Source organism: Bradyrhizobium sp. ORS 111 (assembly GCF_045571485.1).
Taxonomy (GTDB): domain Bacteria; phylum Pseudomonadota; class Alphaproteobacteria; order Rhizobiales; family Xanthobacteraceae; genus Bradyrhizobium.
The window spans coordinates 7,256,347-7,274,254 of the sequence record NZ_CP120701.1 but is presented as its reverse complement, the minus strand read 5'-3'; the positions used below and the strand labels follow the sequence as shown (position 1 = coordinate 7,274,254).

At 65.9% G+C, this 17,908-nt stretch carries 20 protein-coding genes and 1 pseudogene; 11 read left to right on the top strand and 10 right to left on the bottom strand.

The genetic code is table 11. The annotated features are described in order from the left end of the window. Positions 1 to 24 precede the first annotated feature (24 nt). The 3 genes from P6U30_RS33610 to P6U30_RS33600 all read right to left on the bottom strand — a co-directional run bounded on the left by P6U30_RS33610 (position 25) and on the right by P6U30_RS33600 (position 1,484). Positions 25 to 207: a hypothetical protein gene (locus tag P6U30_RS33610; protein WP_407167002.1), complete on the bottom strand. Its 183-nt coding sequence runs from the start codon at positions 205 to 207 to the stop codon at positions 25 to 27. 11 nt (positions 208 to 218) lie between these two features. Further along, the gene (locus P6U30_RS33605) at positions 219 to 440 is read right to left on the bottom strand and encodes a hypothetical protein (RefSeq protein ID WP_407167001.1); all 222 of its coding nucleotides are present in this window, start codon (positions 438 to 440) and stop codon (positions 219 to 221) included. Positions 441 to 581: 141 nt separating this feature from the next. Further along, positions 582 to 1,484, bottom strand: coding sequence for a LysR substrate-binding domain-containing protein (locus tag P6U30_RS33600; RefSeq protein WP_407167000.1), 903 nt, complete (start codon positions 1,482 to 1,484; stop codon positions 582 to 584). Between the two features lie 147 nt (positions 1,485 to 1,631). On the opposite strand from P6U30_RS33600, the gene P6U30_RS33595 reads away from it, so the two are divergent. Both P6U30_RS33595 and P6U30_RS33590 read left to right on the top strand, forming a co-directional pair. Continuing rightward, positions 1,632 to 1,865 carry a hypothetical protein gene (locus tag P6U30_RS33595; RefSeq protein ID WP_407148769.1) on the top strand — a complete coding sequence of 78 codons (234 nt, stop codon included), beginning with the start codon at positions 1,632 to 1,634 and terminating at the stop codon, positions 1,863 to 1,865. Between the two features lie 189 nt (positions 1,866 to 2,054). Continuing rightward, the gene (locus tag P6U30_RS33590; RefSeq protein ID WP_407166999.1) at positions 2,055 to 2,762 is read left to right on the top strand and encodes a glutathione S-transferase N-terminal domain-containing protein; all 708 of its coding nucleotides are present in this window, start codon (positions 2,055 to 2,057) and stop codon (positions 2,760 to 2,762) included. A gap of 120 nt (positions 2,763 to 2,882) precedes the next feature. On the opposite strand, the gene P6U30_RS33585 is transcribed toward P6U30_RS33590, so the two are convergent. After that, entirely contained in the window at positions 2,883 to 3,674 is a 792-nt protein-coding gene (locus tag P6U30_RS33585; protein WP_407166998.1) for a crotonase/enoyl-CoA hydratase family protein, read from the bottom strand. 92 nt (positions 3,675 to 3,766) lie between these two features. Here P6U30_RS33585 and P6U30_RS33580 point away from each other — a divergent pair, with 92 nt between their 5' ends. After that, positions 3,767 to 4,396 carry a TetR/AcrR family transcriptional regulator gene (locus P6U30_RS33580; protein ID WP_407166997.1) on the top strand — a complete coding sequence of 210 codons (630 nt, stop codon included), beginning with the start codon at positions 3,767 to 3,769 and terminating at the stop codon, positions 4,394 to 4,396. A gap of 118 nt (positions 4,397 to 4,514) precedes the next feature. Here the strand turns inward: P6U30_RS33580 and P6U30_RS33575 are convergent, their stop codons facing one another. Beyond that, positions 4,515 to 5,204 (bottom strand): HAD family hydrolase, encoded by a 690-nt coding sequence (locus P6U30_RS33575; RefSeq protein WP_407166996.1) that lies wholly within the window; start codon positions 5,202 to 5,204, stop codon positions 4,515 to 4,517. Positions 5,205 to 5,519: 315 nt separating this feature from the next. On the opposite strand from P6U30_RS33575, the gene P6U30_RS33570 reads away from it, so the two are divergent. Together P6U30_RS33570 and P6U30_RS33565 are read left to right on the top strand one after the other, a co-directional pair. Next, positions 5,520 to 7,085, top strand: a complete 1,566-nt coding sequence (locus P6U30_RS33570; protein ID WP_407166995.1) for a DUF1800 family protein — start codon at positions 5,520 to 5,522, stop codon at positions 7,083 to 7,085. Beyond that, on the top strand, positions 7,082 to 8,311 hold the full coding sequence (locus P6U30_RS33565; protein WP_407166994.1) for a DUF1501 domain-containing protein: 1,230 nt from the start codon (positions 7,082 to 7,084) through the stop codon (positions 8,309 to 8,311). Before P6U30_RS33570 ends, P6U30_RS33565 begins: the two co-directional genes overlap by 4 nt. A gap of 195 nt (positions 8,312 to 8,506) precedes the next feature. On the opposite strand, the pseudogene P6U30_RS33560 reads toward P6U30_RS33565, so the two are convergent. The 3 genes and pseudogenes from P6U30_RS33560 to P6U30_RS33550 form a co-directional block, all read right to left on the bottom strand. Next, positions 8,507 to 8,629: pseudogene (locus tag P6U30_RS33560) on the bottom strand (aldo/keto reductase); the annotation flags it as partial. A gap of 288 nt (positions 8,630 to 8,917) precedes the next feature. Then, complete coding sequence (locus P6U30_RS33555; protein WP_407166993.1) at positions 8,918 to 9,379, bottom strand: GNAT family N-acetyltransferase; 462 nt, start codon at positions 9,377 to 9,379, stop codon at positions 8,918 to 8,920. A 94-nt stretch (positions 9,380 to 9,473) separates the two neighbouring features. Continuing rightward, positions 9,474 to 10,286 carry a PAS-domain containing protein gene (locus P6U30_RS33550; RefSeq protein ID WP_407166992.1) on the bottom strand — a complete coding sequence of 271 codons (813 nt, stop codon included), beginning with the start codon at positions 10,284 to 10,286 and terminating at the stop codon, positions 9,474 to 9,476. Between the two features lie 209 nt (positions 10,287 to 10,495). On the opposite strand from P6U30_RS33550, the gene P6U30_RS33545 reads away from it, so the two are divergent. Continuing rightward, positions 10,496 to 10,849, top strand: a complete 354-nt coding sequence (locus P6U30_RS33545) for a DMT family protein (RefSeq protein WP_407166991.1) — start codon at positions 10,496 to 10,498, stop codon at positions 10,847 to 10,849. A 17-nt stretch (positions 10,850 to 10,866) separates the two neighbouring features. On the opposite strand, the gene P6U30_RS33540 is transcribed toward P6U30_RS33545, so the two are convergent. After that, positions 10,867 to 11,016, bottom strand: coding sequence for a hypothetical protein (locus P6U30_RS33540; RefSeq protein WP_407166990.1), 150 nt, complete (start codon positions 11,014 to 11,016; stop codon positions 10,867 to 10,869). A gap of 42 nt (positions 11,017 to 11,058) precedes the next feature. Here P6U30_RS33540 and P6U30_RS33535 point away from each other — a divergent pair, with 42 nt between their 5' ends. Beyond that, positions 11,059 to 11,265 (top strand): hypothetical protein, encoded by a 207-nt coding sequence (locus P6U30_RS33535; RefSeq protein WP_407166989.1) that lies wholly within the window; start codon positions 11,059 to 11,061, stop codon positions 11,263 to 11,265. Between the two features lie 158 nt (positions 11,266 to 11,423). Here P6U30_RS33535 and P6U30_RS33530 read toward each other — a convergent pair whose 3' ends face one another. Continuing rightward, positions 11,424 to 12,077 (bottom strand): glutathione S-transferase family protein, encoded by a 654-nt coding sequence (locus tag P6U30_RS33530; RefSeq protein ID WP_407166988.1) that lies wholly within the window; start codon positions 12,075 to 12,077, stop codon positions 11,424 to 11,426. 620 nt (positions 12,078 to 12,697) lie between these two features. Here P6U30_RS33530 and P6U30_RS33525 point away from each other — a divergent pair. From P6U30_RS33525 to P6U30_RS33510, 4 genes are all read left to right on the top strand, one after another. After that, on the top strand, positions 12,698 to 13,900 hold the full coding sequence (locus P6U30_RS33525) for a pyridoxal phosphate-dependent aminotransferase (protein ID WP_407166987.1): 1,203 nt from the start codon (positions 12,698 to 12,700) through the stop codon (positions 13,898 to 13,900). Positions 13,901 to 14,148: 248 nt separating this feature from the next. After that, positions 14,149 to 14,667, top strand: a complete 519-nt coding sequence (locus tag P6U30_RS33520; RefSeq protein WP_407148754.1) for a DUF992 domain-containing protein — start codon at positions 14,149 to 14,151, stop codon at positions 14,665 to 14,667. A 243-nt stretch (positions 14,668 to 14,910) separates the two neighbouring features. Then, the gene (locus P6U30_RS33515; RefSeq protein WP_407166986.1) at positions 14,911 to 15,396 is read left to right on the top strand and encodes a DUF992 domain-containing protein; all 486 of its coding nucleotides are present in this window, start codon (positions 14,911 to 14,913) and stop codon (positions 15,394 to 15,396) included. Between the two features lie 373 nt (positions 15,397 to 15,769). Continuing rightward, positions 15,770 to 17,818 (top strand): elongation factor G, encoded by a 2,049-nt coding sequence (locus P6U30_RS33510; RefSeq protein WP_407166985.1) that lies wholly within the window; start codon positions 15,770 to 15,772, stop codon positions 17,816 to 17,818. Positions 17,819 to 17,908 lie beyond the last annotated feature (90 nt).

The following is a 17,908-nucleotide window of genomic DNA, read 5'->3' as shown; positions in this document are numbered from 1 at the left end:
GCTCTGAGCCGCGACCGGAGCGCCTCACGCGTGGGGCCTGTCGACGACGTCGAGATGGATCCCGCCGCAGCCGGCGCAGCGCATGGTCCAGTATTGTGCGGAGCGGCCGGGAATGACGCGCAGCAATTCGAGCTCGGTCGCACAGTCCGGGCAGTTCGTTCTGACCTGCGGCGGCCAAGCCGTGAGCTGCGGGACGAGGCCGACCACGGTGTCGACAGTCAGGACGGCATTGTCATGCCGGAGCGTCGCCGGAACTGGTCGATATGCTTCTTGGCGTCGGCGATCGCTGCATCCTGATCGGACCAGGCAAAGCCGATGTCGAGCGTCGGAAACGAGATTCCATCGATGACGACCGGCTCGTGATCGACCCGTTGAATCCTGGCGTGCCATTGCCCCGTCCCCACCTCGAACGACTTGATCTGAAAACCGCCGTAAATCATGCGCGACCTCCGGGATTCTGCTCGGTTGAGCCAAGCACGCGGGCGGATCGCCAAATGTGAGCGAGTTCACAAGCGGCAAGTTTTATCTGTGCGCGGCAACAGCGGAACGATGGATCGGCACCAGCCGGCGCGCCGAACCCGTCAACCGGCGTTGCGGGCGCCCTTCTGACGCGTCGCAGGCTCAGCCGCAGCGCGGATGATCCAGCGGCGGAACGCGGCGAAGTCGCGCTGCTCGGCGCGGAAGCCGCGATAGACGAGATACCAGCGCATGCCCTTTGGCACGCTGCGCGCAAACGGCGCCACCAGCCGGCCCGCGGCGAGGTCGTCATCGATATAGGGCCGGATCCCCATCGCAACCCCGAGCCCGTCGACGGCGGCCTGCAGCGCCTGGCCGTAGAACTGGAATTCCGGTCCGCGCGCGGTGAGCCGCGGCACGCCGGCGGCCTTCAGCCATGACGGCCAATCGTCGGGCGAATGCGCGACGCGGATCAGGCTCGGGCCCTTGAGATCGGCCGGACGCTTCAGTCCGTTGGCCAGCCGCGCTGTGCACACCGGCAACAGGTCGGCGGCGAACAGCGGCTCGGCGACGAGGCCCGGCCATTCGCCGTCGCCGAGCTGGATGCCGCAGCTCCAGTCGTCGGCGAACGGCACCTGCATGCCGCCGGTGGTGATCCGCACCTCGATGTCGGGCTCCTGTTTGCGGAAGTCGGCGAGGTGCGGGATCATCCATTTCATCGCGAATGTCGGCCCGACGCCGACGGTCAGCACGCGCGCGCTCGACGCGGTGACCTGCGCGGTCAGGCTCGCCAGCGCGTCGAAGATCGGGGTCAACCCGCTTTGATAGGCGCGGCCCGCCTGGGTGGTGACGAGCCGGTTCGCCTTGCGCTCGAACAACGCGACGCCGAGCCGCTCTTCCAACAGATGCACCATCCGGCTGATCGCCGCGGCCGAGACGTTGAGCTCCTGGCCCGCGCCGGCGAAGCTGCCGGTGCGCGCCGCGGCTTCGAACGCCTTGATGCCGTTGAGAAAGAGCAGCCGCCGCATGCATGACCCTCAGGAAAACTGATGCAAGAGCAAGATAACTCAGTTTGCGGCGACGGGCCAAGGGCGGGAGAACCATGGCATATTGGTTCGAGGTTGCTTGCAGGTCAGGCTTGCGCGACGCGCTTGTGGAAACACAGGAGACGTAGGATGGCGGAGACGACGGATGCCCTGGTGCTCGATCTCGTCGAATGGATCGCGCGCGAGCCGCGGCCCTATGCCGAGGTGATCGAGACCTGGCGGACCTCATGCCCGCGGCTGACGATCTGGGAGGACGCCGTCGATCGCGGCTACGTCGCGCGCCGTCCCTCGATCGAAGGCATGCGCGTGACCGTGACGGAAAGCGGCGAGCGATTTTTGCGCGAGCACGGCCGGATGCACTGATTGGGCGAATCGACCTCTCGCCGGCGACGAGGTCATCTGCCGATCGGACGCTCGTTGAGGCGGTTGGGCGCCATCACATTTGCGCGCGCCACGAAGCTGCCATTGACTCATCGGGAGCTTTGCGCCCAAATTCATGCAATCGCATCTTCTTTGGCGACGCATGCGCGCGCCTCAACGCAGGATCGTCCCATGATCGACCTTCACTATTGGACCACGCCGAACGGCCACAAGATCACGATGTTTCTCGAGGAGACGGGGCTGGAGTACAAGATCTTCCCGGTCAACATCGGCAAGGGGGACCAGTTCAAGCCGGAGTTCTTGGCGATCGCGCCGAACAACCGCATTCCCGCCATCGTCGATCATGCGCCGAAGGGCGGCGGCAAGCCGCTACAGATTTTCGAATCCGGCGCGATCCTGCTTTATCTCGCCGAGAAGACCGGCCAGTTCCTGCCCGCTGATCTCTACGGCCGCTACGATGCGATCCAGTGGACGTTCTGGCAGATGGGTGGGCTCGGGCCGATGGCCGGCCAGAACCATCACTTCCGCAACTACGCGATCGAGAAGCTGCCCTATGCGATCGATCGCTATGTCAACGAGACCAACCGGCTCTATGGCGTGCTCAACAAGCGCCTTGCCGACCGCGAATTCATCGCCGGCGACTACTCGATCGCCGACATGGCAAGCTATCCCTGGGTCGTGCCCTACAAGAACCAGGGCCAGAACATCGACGATTTTCCGCATCTGAAGCGCTGGCTGGAGACCATCGGCAAGCGTCCCGCGACCGAGCGCGCCTATGCCAAGGCGAAGGAGGTCAACCCGAATTTCGGCCAGCCCGCGATCCGCACCGAGGAGGAGCGCAAGCTGTTGTTCGGGCAGACCGCCGCCGTGGTGCGGTAGGGCAGCGCCTCTCCATTCGTCATGGCCGGGCTTGACCCGGCCATCTACGTTCTTGAACGCGGGACGTCGTGGATGCCCGGGTCAGGCCCGGGCATGACGAGTTAGCTTTGCGGGAACAGGTCAAGCCCCGACATACTTCGCCGCCCGCCGTTCCTGCCACGCTGCCAGCCCCTCCGCGAGGTCACGGCTCGGCACCAGCGCGGCGAACTGCTCGCTTTCGACCAGCAGGCCCTCGGCAATCGGCATGTTGAGGCCGCGCGTCGTCGCGGTGATGACGCTGCTGACGGAAGCTGGCGAATGCCCGACAATGCGGCCGGCCAGCGCGCGGGCGGCGTTCAGCAACTGATCGTGCGGCACGACGCTGTTGACGAGCCCGATCTCAAGCGCATGCTCCGGCGAGAACGGATCGCCGGTCAGCAATAGCTCCAGCCCGCGCTTGCGGCCGGCCAGCCGCGGCAGCCGCTGCGTGCCGCCGAAGGTCGGCGGCATGCCGAGCTTGATCTCGGGCTTGGCGAACTGCGCGCGATTGCTGGCGATGGCGAGATGCACGGCCTCGGTGATCTCGCAGCCGCCGCCGAAGGCGAGCCCGTTGACGGCGGCGATCACCGGTTTCTTGAATGCCTCGAGCCGCGCAGTCATCGCCTGGCCGCGGCGCACGAAATCGCGCACCGCGACCGCCGGGCCTTGCTTCACGCTCTCCGTGAATTCGTGGATGTCGGCGCCGGCGGAGAAGGCGCGCTCGCCCGCGCCGGTCAGGATCACCGCGCGCACTGCCCCATCGCCCTCGATCTGGTCGAGCGCCGCCATCAATTGGTCGATCAGCGCGTAACTCAGCGCGTTCAGCCGCTCCGGGCGGTTCAGCGTGATGAGGGCGATTCCGTCGTCGATGTCGAGCAGGATGGGCGCAGTCATGATGTGGTCTCCGGCATTGGCGCATGGGCTGGAGCGGACTGTAGGAGCGGTGGCGATTTGTGTATATTCACTGGTCAGTATACATACGGCGGATGCCCAGACCGTCCGAACCCGCCCGCGAACGCATCATCCAGGCCGCAAGCGCGCTGTTCTACAACGAAGGCATCAGGCGCGTCAGCGTCGACGAGGTGGCGGCCAAGGCCGGCCTCACTAAGCGGACGCTGTATTATCACTTCAGGAGCAAGGACAATCTCGTCGCCGCCTATCTCGCCGCGCGCGATCAGCCCAACCTGGCGCTGTTCCGGAAATGGTTCGCGGAAGCCGACGGCGGCCTACCCGTGAAGGTGGAGGCGATCTTCCGCAATCTGGCGCTCTCGGCGCGGCACCCGAAGTGGAAGGGCTGCGGCTTCCTGCGTACCTCGGCCGAGCTTGCCAACATGCCCGGCCATCCCGCGATCAAGATCGGTGCCGCGCACAAGAAGAAGTTCGAGGACTGGCTGCGCGCGACCTTCGCGGCGGAAGGCATCGCCGATCCACTGCGGCTCGCGCGGCAGACGCTGTTGCTGCTGGACGGCTCATTCGCCGTCGTGCTGCTGCATCGCGACGCGAGCTATATGGAGACCGCGGGCGAGGCGGCGCGGTCGCTGATCGAGGCGGCGCTGGCAAAACAGTCTCCGTCATTGCGAGCGAAGCGAAGCAATCTATCGCGTCACAACCGGTGACATGGATTGCTTCCGCCTTCGCCAAGGCTTCAGCGGACAAGGCTTCGGCGGACAAGTCGTCGCGGAGCCTGTCATCGGGCGCGCGTTCGCGCGACCCGTTGGCTCCTCGCAATGACGGCTAAACCAACCGTTGCGCGAATGCGCCCCGCGCGCACAGCATCGCCAACACGGCATTCAGATCCGGCAACACGGCCGCGCATTTCGCGCGCGTCTCTTCGGTCGGCGGCGCCATGTCGGGCACCATCAGCGTGATGGCGCCGGCGGCGTGTGCGGCCGCGACGCCATGGTTGGAGTCTTCGACCGCGACGCAGGCCTGCGGCGCCACGCCAAGATGCGCGGCGGCTTTCAGATAGAGTTCCGGGTCCGGCTTGCCGTGGGTGACGTCGTCGAGGGTCAGAAGCGTGTCGAAGCGCTCGCGGATGCCGGCGAGGGTGAGGTTGCGCTCGGCCGAGCGTCGCGACGACGAGGTGACGATTGCCATCGGGCGGTCGGCGGCGGCAAGTGCGTCGAGCAGCGGCAGCGTGCCGGGCTTCAGCGGCAGGCCCGATCGCATCATGGCGTCGCGATGATCGAGAAAGGCCTGATTGATGTCAGCGAGCGGAAAGTCGGCGCCATAGCGGTCGAGCAGCAACGCCTCGCAGGCCGGTCCGGGCAGGCCGACCATGGAGTGGCACAGCGCGACGACACCGTCAATGTAGCCGCAGCCGTTCAGCGCGGCGACCAGGCTGTCGAAATAGACTTTCTCAGTGTCGAGCAGGGTGCCGTCCATGTCGAGCAGGACGGCATCGACGGTCCATCGCTCGCTCACGCCGCAGTCACGCCTGCGTGTTGTTCGGCCAGCTTCCGCAAGCATGCGGGACACAGGCAGTCGCCGCCGTCGGTCGGCATCGGCAGGCGAAAGCCCTCATCGGAACACCAGCACGGTCCTTCGAGCGTACAGGAGAATTCGGCACCGCATGTCGTGCAAGCGAGGCGGCGCGGCGAGGATTTTTCAGATCGATCGGTCATGACGAGAGGCGCATTCCTAACCGCGATTTAATCAACGAATTAATCCCGGGTTCATCTCGAGCCGCGCTATGATCCCGCGCAGATATAGCGGGAATATGCCGCCGAGGGAATTCAGATGGCCCGAGATTCGCACGCCGCCCTGGTCGCGCTCAATCGCTTCGGATTTGGTGCGCGCGGCGGCGCATCCGGCGATCTCATCAACGCCGCATCCGATCCGCGCGGCTTCGTGACGGCGGAACTGTCGCGCCCAAACGGCGGGTTGCTCGAAGTTCCAGGTCTGCTCTCGACGCCGGAACTCGGCAAACAAGTGTTCGACTATCAGTTCGAGATTCGCAAGGCGCGCGAGGCCGCGAAGGTTGCGCAGTCCGCTCCAAGCGAAATGCCGGCGCAGGATGCGATGCAGCCGCAGCGGCGCAACCTGTCGCTGCCCAGCGCCGCCAAGCAGATCGCGACGAAGGATCCCACAATGCAGGCACCGGCGCGGACGGCCGACAGCGCCAACGCGGCGATGATGCCGGCCGGGATGCCGCCTGCGGCCGATCCACAGAAGCCGCCGGCACGGCCACTCAACATCATCCAGAAGACGTTCCGTGCCGAGGCCCTGGCGCGGCTGCAGCGCGGCGTGGTCGCCGATTGCGGCTTCGTCGAACGTCTCGTCGTGTTCTGGTCCAATCATTTCTGTATCTCGGCCAACAAGGGTGCGCTGGCGCGGATGTGGGCGGGCTCGTTCGAGCGCGAGGCGATCCGCCCGCATGTGCTCGGCCGTTTCGCCGACATGCTGAAGGCCGTCGAGCAGCATCCGGCAATGCTGTTCTTCCTCGACAACCAGCAATCGCTCGGCCCGGACTCGCGGGCCGGCGTCAACCGACACCGCGGGCTGAACGAGAACCTGGCGCGCGAGATCATGGAGCTGCATACGCTCGGCGTCGGCGGCGGCTACACGCAGAACGACGTGACGTCGTTCGCGCGGGTGATCACGGGGTGGACCTTCGCCGGCCGGCAGGGCCGGATCGGCGCGCCCGGCAGCTTCGTGTTCAATGCCAATGCACACGAGCCGGGTCCGCAGCAAGTGCTCGGCAAGACCTATGCGCAAACCGGCATCGCACAGGGCGAGGCGGTACTGTCAGACATCGCGCGGCACCCGTCGACGGCGAAGTTCATCGCGACCAAGCTGGTTCGCCATTTCGTCGCTGACGATCCGCCACCGGTCCTGGTTGCGCGATTGCAGGACGTCTTCACGACGACCGACGGCGACCTCAAGGCGGTCGCGACCGCGCTCGTCCAGTCCGACGAGGCCTGGCAGGCGCCGCTGACCAAGATGCGCAGCCCCTACGATTTCCTGATCGCAACCGGCCGCCTGCTGGCGCGCACCCCCGATGATCCCGGCCGCTATCTCAACGGCCTCAGCGTGCTCGGCCAGCCGCTGTGGACGCCGGCCGGCCCGAACGGCTTCCCCGATACCAGCGCGGCCTGGGCTGCGCCGGAGGGGCTGAAGCTGCGGCTCGATATTTCCGCGCAGCTCGGCGCCACGCTCGGCGACCGGCTCGACCCGCGCGACCTGCTCGAGCTCGCCGCAGCGGATGCGGCCTCGCCCGAGACCCGGCGCACCGTCGAGCGCGCGGAATCGCGCCAGCAGGCGCTGGCGCTGCTGCTGATGTCGCCGGAATTCCAGAGGAGATGACGATGGAGTGCTGTGAGAGCCTGACGATGCAGGCGACATCGCGCCGTGCGCTGCTGCTCGGCGGCGCGTCCTTTGCGGCCTGGGCCTACCTGCCGAAATTCGCGCGCGCGGCCGATGGCCGCGATCCGCGGCTGGTCGTCGTGGTCCTGCGCGGCGCGCTCGATGGGCTCGCCACCGTCGCCCCGATCGGCGATCCCGATTATGCCGGCCTGCACGGCGCGATCGCGCTGAAGGCCGATGGGCCGAACGCGGCGGTGATGCTCGATCCGTTCTTCGGCCTGCATCCCGCGATGCCGGAGTTCGCGCGGATGTACCGCGCCAAGCAGGCTGCGGTGGTTCATGCGGTTGCGACCTCCTATCGCGATCGCTCGCATTTCGACGGACAGGACGTGCTCGAGAGCGGCTTCCCCGGGCCGGGCCGCGTGCAGTCCGGCTGGCTCAACCGCGCGCTGGAGGCGTTGCCGAAGGGCGAGCGGGTGATGAGCGCGCTCGCGGTCGGCCCGACCACGCCGCTGGTGCTGCGCGGCGCGGCGCCGACTGTCGGCTGGTCGCCGGTCGCGCTGCCGCAGGCTGCTGACGACACCGCGATGCGGCTCGTCGATCTCTATCAGCACCGCGATCCCGCGCTCGCAAGTGCGCTGACGCAGGGTCTGCAGCTCGAGAAGCAGGCGCAGGGCAGCGACATGAAGCCGAAGCCCGGCATCAACGGCACCGGCGCGATGCGGCTGGTGGCGCGCGGCGCGGCCAAGCTGATGGCGGCCGACGACGGCCCGCGCATCGGCGCGCTCGCCTTCGACGGCTGGGACACCCATGCCAATGAGGGTGGTCCGGTCGGCCGCCTCGCACAACTGCTCGGCGGCCTCGACGGCGCGCTGGCGGAATTCGAGAGCGGCTTGGGGGAGCGCTGGCGCGACACCGTGATTGTGGTCGCCACCGAGTTCGGCCGCACCGCGCGCATCAATGGCACCGAGGGCACCGACCACGGCACCGGCACCATCGCGCTGCTCGCTGGCGGCGCGGTGAAGGGCGGCCGCATGATCACGGACTGGCCAGGGCTGAAACCCGCCAACCTCTACCAGTCCCGCGACCTCGCTCCGACCACCGACCTCCGCGCGGTGATCAAGGGCGTGCTGCACGACCAGCTCGGCATCGGCGAGCGCGCGCTGGCGGACGCGGTATTCCCCGACAGCGCGCCGGTGAAGCCGATGAAGGGGTTGGTGGCTTAGAGCGCGTGCCAACCACGGTGTCGTCCCGGCCAAGCCAACGGGTCGCGCGAATGCGCGCCCGATGACAGGCTCCGCGCGAGCCGGGACCCATAACCACCGTTGATTATTGTTGGAACGCGTTGGGGCCCCATCCAAGTCTAGCCACGAGCACCTGCGGTTATGGGTCCCTGCTTTCGCAGGGACGACAGCAAGCGTTTACTTCGTGATCCGGTCGATCTCGGCCATCTCCTCCGCGCTCAGCTTCCAGCCAATCGTCTTGACGTTCTGCTCGATCTGCTCGGGGCGGGTGGCGCCGGCGATGACGCCCGCCAGGCCAGGAAGTTGGGGTTGCCGATGTAGCGCACCTTGCCCTGACGGACGAGATTGTCGAGCGCGCAGCGTCTCCGAAAATCGATCCGCATTGTCGCGCGGAGCAAGGTGCGGGCCTACCGTGGCGCAGGGCAACGTCGCAAAAAAAGCGGTCCCGGTCAGACGCGGCGACTGACGGGGACCGCTCGGGGCGAAGATCCGAGACGGGGGGCCTGATCTTACGCAAGCCGGAGCCTAGCGGCGCATTGTAACGCGCCGGTGACACCTGACCTTGTCCACAAAGCCTCGGCAGGCCCCTCAGAAGATCTTGCGGTAGATGACGAAGCCCGGCTTCTCCGCAACCTTGTCGTAGAGCTGCATCGCCGTGTGATTGGTCTCGTGGGTCTGCCAATAGACCCGCGGCGAGCCGGCGAGCTTCGCCTGCGTGTAGACGCCGTTGATCAGGGCGCGGCCGACGCCCTTGCCGCGCGCGGCCTCGTTGGTGAAGAGGTCTTGCAGGTAGCATGTCGGCTCGATGGCCGTGGTCGACCGATGAAACAGGTAGTGCGTCAGCCCGAGCAGTTTGCCGCCCTGCTCGGCGACCAGCGCATGCATCGGCTCGTAAGCGTCGAAGAAGCGTTGCCACGTCACGGCGGTGATCTCGGGCGCCAGCGCCGTCGGTCCCGAGCGTCCGTAGAATGCGTTGTAACCGTCCCACAAAGGAAGCCACTGGGCGTAGTCATCCCGGGTGACGAAGCGAATGGTGACGTCGTCGGACATGAGTGATCCTGCGTTGAGCGATGCGCGCGAGCGGCCTGTCACGTTCTATCGTCGAGATCGTGCGGGATCAAATGCCATGCAAAGGCGCGATGCGTTACTCGGCGGCGCGCAACAGCCGCGCCAGTTGATGTTCGCTGCCACGCAGCGAGCGATAGTACTCGGCCTCGGCGGGGTGGTCGGTATGCCGCACCAGATCGGTCACCGGCGTGTAGCTCAGCATGCGGCCGCCGTCAGGCAGCGCCGTACAACTGAAGCGCAGCACCTCGCCGCCGGCCAGGTTGAGGGTGATCGGCGTGGAATCGCCCGCGCGCATGTGCGCGGTGCGCTCCGCGATGAATGCCCCCAGTTCGTCCTCGGGCATCTGCCACGCGCCGGTGTCGCGGGCGTGATACATCAGCGCGATGAAGGGTGGCTTGGAATCGGCCTGCGCGTCCGAGAGCGCGAAGTAGTCGCGAAAGGCACGGTTGATGAATTCGGCGCGGGTATCGGCGTCGAGCAGCACGATGCCGATGTCGACCTGGTCGAGCGCGGCCGCGAGCCGTGCCGCGGTGGCGTGGTGCTCCTGCTCGGCCGCGAAGGCATCGATCCATTTCCGGCGCAGCAATCCCGTGATCACCGCCGTGCCGGCAGCGGTGGCCGCCAGCATCAGCATCCTCGCAACGTCGGCGGCGTCATAACCCGGCACTGCGCGATGATCGAGGAAGAACAGTGCGGAGGCCGAAACGGCGATCGCGGCGCTGATCAGCCCGGAGCTGATGCCGCTGATCGAGCTTGCGAGCGCGACGATACAGACGAACAGCGGCGCCGGGTTGGGCACCGGGACGATGTGACGATCGATCAGGAAGGCGGCCAGCGCGGTCGCCGTCGTCAGAGCCGGACCTGAAATTGCACGCCAGTCGTACCGCATGCTCGTTCTCGCCGCTGTCGAGCAAACCATAGGGCCGTAACTTGGCGCCTGGTCCGCAACCCCACCGCCTTTTCCGTTATCAGCGTTAAGGTGTGCTCGCTCCGGTCGCGCGAGCTTTCAATGCTTTCAAATCAAATGATATGCAGATCGGCCTGAAGCCCGGCTCCGCGCGGCCGGGTTACTGCCTGTCGGATTTCAAGAGGACATCGATGCCTGCCATTTCGCCTTCGCTGCTGCCGATTCTGATGCTGTTTGCCTCGAATGTCTTCATGACCTTTGCCTGGTACGGCCATCTCAAGTTCAAGGGGCATCCGCTGCCCATCATCGTTCTGGTGAGCTGGGGCATCGCCTTCTTCGAATACTGGCTGGCGGTGCCGGCCAATCGCTGGGGCAGCGCGGTCTATTCGGCAGCGCAGCTCAAGACCATGCAGGAGGTGATCACGCTGGTCGTGTTTGCCTGCTTCTCGGTGCTGTACCTGAAGGAGCCCTTGGGCTGGAATCACGTGCTGGGCTTTGCCTTCATCGCCGTCGGCGCGTTCTTCATCTTTCACAAATGGAGCTGACCGCGCGGGGGGGGGGGCTATCGGGCGGCCGGGGTGGCGGCATGCGGCATGACGCGCATCGGATGTGCGCGCCCTTCGCCGCGCGTGCCGGTCACGATCAAGAGCGAGGCGGCGAGCAGGATCGCCACCGTCAACGTCACGGTCACAAGTCCGACGGGTGTCTTCATCGTTCGAGCCGCGTTGTCTCCACCGCGCCTTGGCGCGGAAAGGTGCTTACCTTCGAAAATCTGAGCTATGACGGGATCGGCATCGCCATGGTGACGTTGCTCGACAGCACCGTGATCGTGACGACAAGGCAAAGCGTAAGCGCGCAGATCGCGAGCGAGGCGGCGATCGCATTGGTCAGCCGGGGCGATGCGACAGGGGCAGGGCAGCTCTGGAAGCCTGCCGTGCCGGACGACCGTATCATGGTCTAAATCCTTCAAGACGCGGGCGAATCACCCGCGACATCCGATCGAATCTGACGGTCGTTGCCGGCAATATTGCGGCGGCGAAAGCCGGGAAAACGGCAGAAACAGGGCAGCGGGCGCGGTTTTGCCCGCTATTTGGGCAGTTTTCCCGCTGTCCCCGCTATTCAGAGGCCGGCGACGAGGCGGGCCGGCGGCTCGTTCTCGGTTCCCGCCTGCCAGTCCATGGAGACGAAGCCCGGGGTCTGTTCGACCCGCCGGAGCCAGGCCCGGATCGACGGGAAGGTGCCGAGATCGAAGTCGCAGCGGTCGGCGACGTGGGTATAGCCGTAGAGTGCGATGTCGGCGACCGTTAGCTGCTCGGCGGCGAAATAGGCGTGGTTCTTGAGATGATTTTCCATCACCTGCAGCGCTGCATAGCCGCGTTCCATCCAGTCCTCGAGCGCGTGCGTCTGGAGATCCCGTCCGCCCCTGACGAGCGACAGCCAGAAATAGGCGGCGCCGATGTTCGGCTCCAGCGCGTGCTGTTCGAAGAACATCCACTGCAGCGCCTCGGCGCGCTCGATCCGTGATTCCGGCGACAGCGGCGTGCCGGCGGTAACGTACCAGAGAATGGCGTTGGACTCGGCGAGGTAGCGGCCGTCGGCTACTTCGAGCAACGGCACCTGGCCGCTCGGGTTCTTGGCCAGGAATTCCGGCGTGCGGCTCTCGCCGCGCAGGATGTCGATCTCGATCGCTTCGTACGGTGTGTTCAGCACGGCGAGCGCCAGGCGAACCTTGTAGCTGTTGCCGGAACGCTGCATCGAATAGAGCTTGTACATTGCGTCGGGGTTTCACTCGCTCGAAAGACGGAAGGCTCGAAGACTGCGCGACTTGGCGCACGGCCTGTCACGCCGCAACGCGCCTAAACAATGATGCCGATGCGGGAGCGTCGCAAGTCCCGGACAGTGGAAAAAGTCGAAACGCCTACCGCACTGCACGCGCGCAGAACGATTCCATCAACACGGCAGAACAACTCGGATCACGCTTGCGCGATGCTCGCGCGCCGCCTCTCGACACACGAAGCCGCCATCAACCTTAACGTGCGCCGGGCCAGCCGTCCCCGGGCTGGAGATGGCATGCGCCTGGATCGTCCGGCGAGGCTCGGAGATCTCGCTGCGCGGCGCATTGTCCTCGGAGCAATTTCGTCCGCGATGAGCATGGACGGGGAGCCTCGGCGGCAGGCCGGTCCGACCATTGCAGCTCTTGGCGGCCCTTGCCGGATATGAGCGATTTGAGGCCGGAACTTTCGGAATGTTGCGCGCGCCTGAAGCCATGCGCGAAAGATTTCGGGCTTTGCCGCCAAGCTTCTTGCGACGCAGCGACGAGAGGCCTAGGGTAGTTTGATCCCATCCAAATCAAGTCGTGGCCGACCGCTCACGACGTTTGCCAGGAGATGATAATGGCCTTCCTGTCCGCTGCGCTCGACCGTGTGAAGCCGTCCGCGACGATCGCGGTCACGGACAAAGCACGCGCGCTGAAAGCCGCGGGCCGCAATGTCATCGGCCTCGGCGCCGGCGAGCCGGACTTCGACACCCCCGCCAACATCAAGCTGGCAGCGATCCGCGCGATCGAGGGCGGCAAGACCAAGTACACCGATGTCGGCGGCATTCCGGAGCTGAAGGAAGCCATCATCAACAAATTCCAGCGCGAGAACGGCCTGACCTACAAGCCGAACCAGGTCATCGTCGGTACCGGCGGCAAGCAGGTGCTGTACAACGCGCTGATGGCGACCATCAATCCGGGCGACGAGGTGATCATCCCGGCGCCGTACTGGGTCAGCTATCCCGAAATGGTGGCGCTCGCCGGTGGCGAGTCGGTGCCCGTGGTTTGCACGGCCGCGAGCGGCTTCAAGCTCAAGCCCGAGGATCTCGAGAAGGCAATCACGCCGAAGACCAAGTGGGTCATCCTGTGCTCGCCGTCGAATCCGACCGGCGCGGCCTATACGCGCGCCGAGCTGAAAGCGATCACCGACGTGCTGGTCAGGCATCCGCATGTCTGGGTGATGACCGACGACATGTACGAGCACCTGGTCTATGACGACTTCGTCTTCACCACCGCCGCGCAGGTCGAGCCGGCGCTCTACGAGCGCACGCTGACCGTGAACGGCGTTTCGAAGGCCTATTGCATGACCGGCTGGCGCATCGGCTACGCCGGTGGTCCGGCGCCGCTCATCAAGGCGATGGCGACGATCCAGTCGCAGTCGACCTCGAACCCGTCGTCGATCGCACAGTGGGCTTCCGTCGAGGCGCTCAACGGTCCGCAGGACTTCATCCCCGCGAACAACAAGGTGTTCAAGGAGCGCCGTGATCTCGTGGTGTCGATGCTGAACCAGGCGAGCGGGATCGAATGCCCGCGCCCCGAAGGCGCATTCTACGTCTATCCGTCCTGCGCCGGCACGATCGGTAAGAAGGGGCCGTCGGGCAAGCTGATCGGCAATGACGAGGATTTCGTCACCGAGCTGCTCGAGAGCGAGGGCGTCGCCGTTGTGCAAGGATCGGCGTTCGGGCTCGGGCCCGCATTCCGTATCTCCTACGCCACCAAGACCTCGGATCTCGAGGACGCTTGCAAACGCATCCAGCGCTTCTGCGGCAATCTGCGATAACTCGCTTGCGAACGAGATCAGCTCCCGCACAAGCTGCGGGAGCGTTGTCGCGCGTTTTGCAGTCGAGCGCGCGGTGAATCCAACACGCGCGTGTCAAATCACATCCCGCTCATCTGTCGCGTGATCACGCACATCCCAATAGTCACACGCCGGAAGTTTTTACGGCGTCTTTGCGGTCTGCCTTGTTTTGGACACGACCCTTCCCTTCTGTCCGCGCGCAATTCAGTTCCACTTGCGGAGACAGACTAATGCGACTTTCGACACTAACCCTCGCCACGCTCGCGCTGCTGGCGCCGATCGCCACCGCCAACGCAGCACCCCCGGTCGTTCAGGCCGGCGTCCTCGAGTGCCAGGGCGGGCAGAATGTCGGCTTCGTCGTCGGCTCCGTCACTCAGCTCGAATGCGTTTTCCAGACCGAAGGCCGCCGGCCGGAGGCTTACATTGCGACCGTGCGCCGCGTCGGCCTCGATCTCGGCGTCACCGCGCAGACGCAGCTCGCCTGGGCGGTCAGCGCGCCGGTCACCCGCGTCCCGCGCGGTGCGCTCGCCGGCAGCTATGGCGGCGTCGGCGTCAACGCGTCGGTCGGCCTCGGTGCGGGCGGCAACTTCCTCGTCGGCGGACCGGCGAATTCCTATGCGCTGCAGCCGATCAGCCTGCAAGGCCAGGCCGGCTTCAACGTCGCGGCCGGCATTGCCGCGCTTGACCTCGAACCGGTCCGCGTTGGCGGCCCGCGCCGGCACTATCACCGCCGGCATCACCACCACTAAGCCGATGAAGTCCAAGAGGCCCGCGAAAGCGGGCCTCTTTTTTGTCTCTTGTTTTTATCTCGTGCCGGTCGCGGGGACTTGGCACCGACGGCAACGCCGCCACATGCTGTCACAATCCGGAGTTGAATACCGCTCATTCTGGCGCGGCGTCGTGTGATATGGCATAGCAAGCGCGGGCGCCAGGGGCACGGCACCCGCTCTGCTCTCTGCTCGCATCACGCCTTCAGCCGGAGACCCCCCACCATGCGTCGTTTCATCTTTCTCGCCGGTGCCGCCGTCGTTGCGCTGGCGGCCTCGATCGCCAGCGTCACCGCGCAGCAGCCGATCCAGCGGGTGCAGGTCGGCGTCCTGGAATGCCGCGGCGGCGCCAGCATCGGATTCATCGTCGGCTCGGTCACCAATCTCGGCTGCGTGCTGCGCGCCGAGGGCGTGCCGGAGGATCGTTACATCGCGACCATCCGCAAGGTGGGGATCGACCTCGGCATCACACAGGAGTCGGTGTTGGCCTGGGGCGTCTACGCTCCGGTTGCGCGGCTCGGGCCGGCTGCGCTCTCCGGCGACTATGCCGGCGCGCAGGGCAGCGCAACGCTTGGTGTCGGTGTCGGCGGCAACGTGTTGATCGGTGGCTCCGACAACACGATCGCGTTGCAGCCGCTGAGCGTGCAAGGCCAGGTCGGCGTCAATCTCGCCGCCGGGCTGGAAAGCCTCGAGCTACGCCCGGGACGCTAACCGTAGCGCGGGCTACTCCTGGCTTGCCGAAGAGGCTGCGCGCCATTCCGGAGACGAGAACAGCGTTCCGCTCGCGCCCGATGGTCCACTGCGCCGCTCACGATCGCGTGGCGCGAGCAAGATGGGTCACCTGCCGTGCGGCACCTGCGTGCGATCGCGACACGTTGGCGTGACTTCGCGCCGTCGCCAGCTACGGAACTGGAGCACAAGGCGCGAAAATCCGAACATTAGCCGGCCCGTCGCTTGATCGCGGCAAGGTTGCAAGACGCCGCACCGCAGCGACGTTTTCCCGCTTGCCAAACGCCTGACGCAGGCAGAGCATGAACGGTCGCCGACCCAATCACGGGCCGAGCTCCAGCACGAGGAGGCGGCAATGGGACAAGACGTCAGAAGTCCCCGAGGTCCACGGTGCATTGCATTGGTGGGCCCTTTCCAAAGCGGTAAAACCACACTTCTGGAAGCGATCATGGCGCGCACGGGCGCCGTCAAGACTGCCGGCAGTGTCGATGCCGGAACCTCCGTCGGCGATGCCACCCCCGAGGCGCGTCAGCACAAGATGGGCGTGAGCTTGACCGCCGCCTCCACCACCTTCATGGGCGACACTTACACCTTTATCGATTGTCCCGGCTCGGTTGAATTCGCGCACGACATGCGTGCCGCGTTGCCGGCGATCGATGCCGCGGTCGTGGTCTGTGAGGCCGATGAGAAGAAGTTGCCGCAACTGCAAATCATCCTGCGCGAGCTCGAGGAGCTCGGCATTCCCCGTTTCCTGTTCCTGAACAAGATCGATCGTGCCAACGAGCGCATCCGCGAGACGCTCGCGATGCTGCAGCCCGCCTCGCGCGTGCCGCTGGTGCTGCGCCAGATTCCGATCTGGAACGGCGACTTGATCGAAGGCTTCGTCGATCTCGCGCTCGAGCGCGCCTTCGTCTACCGCGAGCACAAGCCATCGGAGGTCGTAGCCCTCAAGGGCGGCGACCTCGATCGCGAGAAGGAAGCGCGCTTCTCGATGTTGGAGAAGCTCGCCGACCATGATGACGCGCTGATGGAGCAACTGCTGGAGGATATTCAGCCGCCGCGCGACGCGGTGTTCGATGATCTGGCGCGCGAACTGCGCGAAGGGCTGATCTGCCCGGTGCTGCTCGGCTCGGCGATCCGCGAGAACGGCGTGCTGCGGCTGATGAAGGCGCTGCGCCATGAAGCGCCCGGCGTTGCCGAGACCGCGAAGCGCCTTGGCACGTCCGATGCGAAGGATGCGCTGGCCTACGTGTTCAAGACCGTGCATCTGCAGCACGGCGGCAAGCTGTCGCTGGCGCGCGTGCTTGCGGGCCGCCTCGAGGACAGCGCGACGTTGCAATCGTCGTCCGGCGAAAGTGGCCGCGTTTCCGGCATCCTCGCGGTTTCCGGTGCGCACGACAGCAAGCGTTCGTCGGCCGAGGCCGGCGACGCCGTTGCGCTCGGCAAGCTCGATGCGATCAAGACTGGTGATACGGTCTCGAGCGGCAAGACCGCGCCCGCCTCGCTCGCCAAGGTTGAGCCGGCCGCGCCGGTGCTGTCGATCTCGATCGCCGCGACCGACCGCAAGGACGACGTCAAGCTCGGCCAGGCGCTGTTGCGGTTGAACGAGGAGGATCCATCGCTCACGATGGTGCAGAATCCGCACACCCACGACACCGTGCTGTGGGGACAGGGCGAGATGCATCTGCGCGTCGCGCAGGAGCGACTGAAGGACCGCTTCGGCGTCAACGTCAAATCGCATCCGCCCGCGATCGGCTACCAGGAAACCATCCGCAAGCCGATCACCCAGCGCGGCCGGCACAAGAAGCAGTCCGGCGGCCATGGCCAATTCGGCGACGTCGTGCTCGACATCAAGCCGAAGCCTCGCGGCTCGGGATTCGAGTTCCACGAGAAGGTGGTGGGTGGCGCGGTGCCACGCAACTACATTCCCGCGGTGGAAGAGGGCGTCGTCGATGCTCTGGCGCGCGGGCCGCTCGGCTTCCCGGTGATCGACATCGACGTCACGCTCACCGACGGCTCCTATCACAGCGTGGATTCCTCCGATCTCGCGTTCCGCACCGCGGCGCGGATCGGCATCAGCGAAGCGCTGCCGCAGTGCCAGCCGGTGCTGTTGGAGCCGATCCATATGGTCGAGATCGTCTGTCCCACTGAGGCGACCGCCAAGATCAATGCGATCCTGTCGGCGCGCCGCGGGCAGATTCTCGGCTTCGACACCCGCGATGGCTGGACCGGATGGGACTGCGTCCGCGCCACGATGCCGGAAGCCGAGATCGGCGACCTCATCGTGGAGCTGCGCTCGGCCACCGCCGGCGCCGGCGGCTTCACCCGTCAGTTCGACCGGATGGCCGAAGTGACCGGCCGCGCCGCAGACCAGATCATCGCCGCACATCGCGACGCGGCGTGATCTGATTGTCATTCCGGAGCGCTCGCGCCAGCGAGCGGATCCGGAATTTCGAAATTCCGGGTATGGTCCGTCGGACCATCCCGGAATGAC